This is a genomic window from Acinetobacter sp. CFCC 10889, assembly GCF_003268395.1.
Lineage (GTDB): Bacteria > Pseudomonadota > Gammaproteobacteria > Pseudomonadales > Moraxellaceae > Acinetobacter.
Window position 1 is genome coordinate 1 of the sequence record NZ_LQXQ01000141.1, and the last position, 2108, is coordinate 2108.

Genomic DNA, 2108 nt, shown 5'->3' on the forward strand with positions numbered 1-2108 from the left:
TTTTAAAGCTTCATGAACATATTTTAAGAAAGCATAGCAAAACGGATAAATGTATTTTAAGGCATTGAAATATTTTATTACATTTTCGCAATATTATTTTTATAAATATGAAATATTCAGGAGCTTTTTTAAGAAAACAGGAGCAAAGTAGTATTTCATCAAAGTAATTGAAACTCTTTATTCTACTAAACGAGCTACGTAAACTTCACAATAGTATAGACGCTGACGATAGATCATTTAAGCTTGATAAGGGAATACAATATATTGGAAAGATCAAAAGGGTCATTCATTAGAGCTAAAGAATTGTTAAGAGCTCAATTCAGGACAGCCTGAAAAATAGGAAAAAGTTGAGCCGAAAAGTATCAAGAGTCAGGTCAATGAAGTACATGCATGTGTAACCATATTAAATAAGTTCATCAAATTAGGTAAACCCGTAATAACCAAGTTGTAATTTAAATTTGAATGCTATGCACAACATAGATATATGAATGACGTAACATGTGTCGCAAATGACAACTTATGTGTCGCGTGACGATAACCTTTTTGATTATAATGAAATAATTCTTTCTCATTTTACATAATCTATATTATGCGAAATGCTTTTGTTAGAACCCATTTAAAGTGTCTATATTCTCACCAATAAAAATGTCTGGTTTATGATGATTTTTATCACCATGGACTGGATATAAAATATAGATGCTGATCACTATGTCTGACAAAGAAATTCAACGTCTTGCAGTTCTGCAAGACGTTCGAGATCATCGTATTACCCAAGTCCGTGCTGCTGAAATCCTGAATCTTTCCACCCGTCAAATTACCCGGTTATTGCAGAAGCTCAATCAAGATGGTGTTTCAGGCATGACGCATGCCAGTCGTGGTCAACCGGGCCATCATCGCCATGACGATTTATTAAAATCGCAATGTCTTTCCATTATTTCTGAACATCTGCTGGGCTTTGGACCTACCTTGGCGCATGAGAAGCTCAGCAGCATGTTTGACCTGAATATCCCGGTAGAAACGGTTCGGCGCTGGATGACTGCAAATGACCTTTGGATTCCGCGATCCAAACGTCTAAAACGCCCATACCAGCCACGCTATAACCGTGATTGCTTCGGTGAGCTGATCCAGATTGATGGCTCATATCATGACTGGTTTGAAGGAAGAGCCACCAAATGCTGTTTGCTGGTTTATATCGATGATGCTACCGGCAAGCTGTTGCATCTGCGCTTTTGTGAGGCTGAAACGACCTTTGACTATATGCTTTCAACCCGAGCCTACATTGAGCAATACGGCAAGCCCTTGGCCTTTTACAGCGATAAACACTCGGTATTCAGAGTGAATCAGAAATCCAGCCAAGACAGCAAGATCACGCAATTTGGGCGGATTCTGAATGAGTTAAACATTGATATTATCTTCGCCAACTCCCCACAGGCGAAGGGTCGCGTAGAGCGAGCGAATAGAACCCTTCAGGACCGTTTGATCAAGGATATGCGCCTGGAAGGCATCTGTTCGATTGCAGAAGCAAATGCCTGGTTGCCCTGCTTTATTGAGCAGTTCAATCAGAAGTTCGCCAAATGTGCGCGAAACTCAAAGAACCTGCATCGACCATTAACCGAATCTGATCTTGAACTGGATGATATTTTTACCTGGCAGGAACCGCGTAAGGTCACCAAGAACCTGACGATTACCTATGACAAATGTATTTATCTGCTTGAACCGATAGAGCTGAATCATAAGCTTGCTGGGCAATACATTGCATTTCTGGAGTATCCGGATGGCACTGTGGCCCTCATGCATGAAGGACGAAAGCTCAACTACAGCATCTTCAATAAATTGGCTGGGCTACAGCAAAATGAGATTGTTGAGAATAAACGGTTAGGTTCAGTCCTGGCGCATATTCAACAGCAGCATGAAGAACTAGAAAAACAGAATAAACGTTCCCGGGCCAAGAAAAGTATGCCAAGTCGTAAAGCTCAGAAAGCTGTTGTTGAACAAAGAAACTTAAATCCTGTGCTTGACTCTTGTGGTTAAAAACAGGACATTTTAAATGGTTTATCGCATAGACATTTTAATTGGTGAATAACAGCTTCTGTAACTCCAAAATATCA

The 2108-nt window shown here is 39.9% G+C and carries 1 protein-coding gene; it reads left to right on the plus strand.

The window, feature by feature from the left end; translation table 11 throughout:
- Positions 1–696: 696 nt before the first annotated feature.
- The gene (locus AVJ19_RS20995) at positions 697–2031 is read left to right on the plus strand and encodes an ISNCY family transposase (RefSeq protein ID WP_111861417.1); all 1335 of its coding nucleotides are present in this window, start codon (positions 697–699) and stop codon (positions 2029–2031) included.
- Positions 2032–2108 lie beyond the last annotated feature (77 nt).

Coding starts and splice junctions, on each gene's coding strand:
- AVJ19_RS20995 (WP_111861417.1), top strand. CDS start 697: ATGCTGATCACTATGTCTGACAAAGAAATTCAACGTCTTGCAGTTCTG.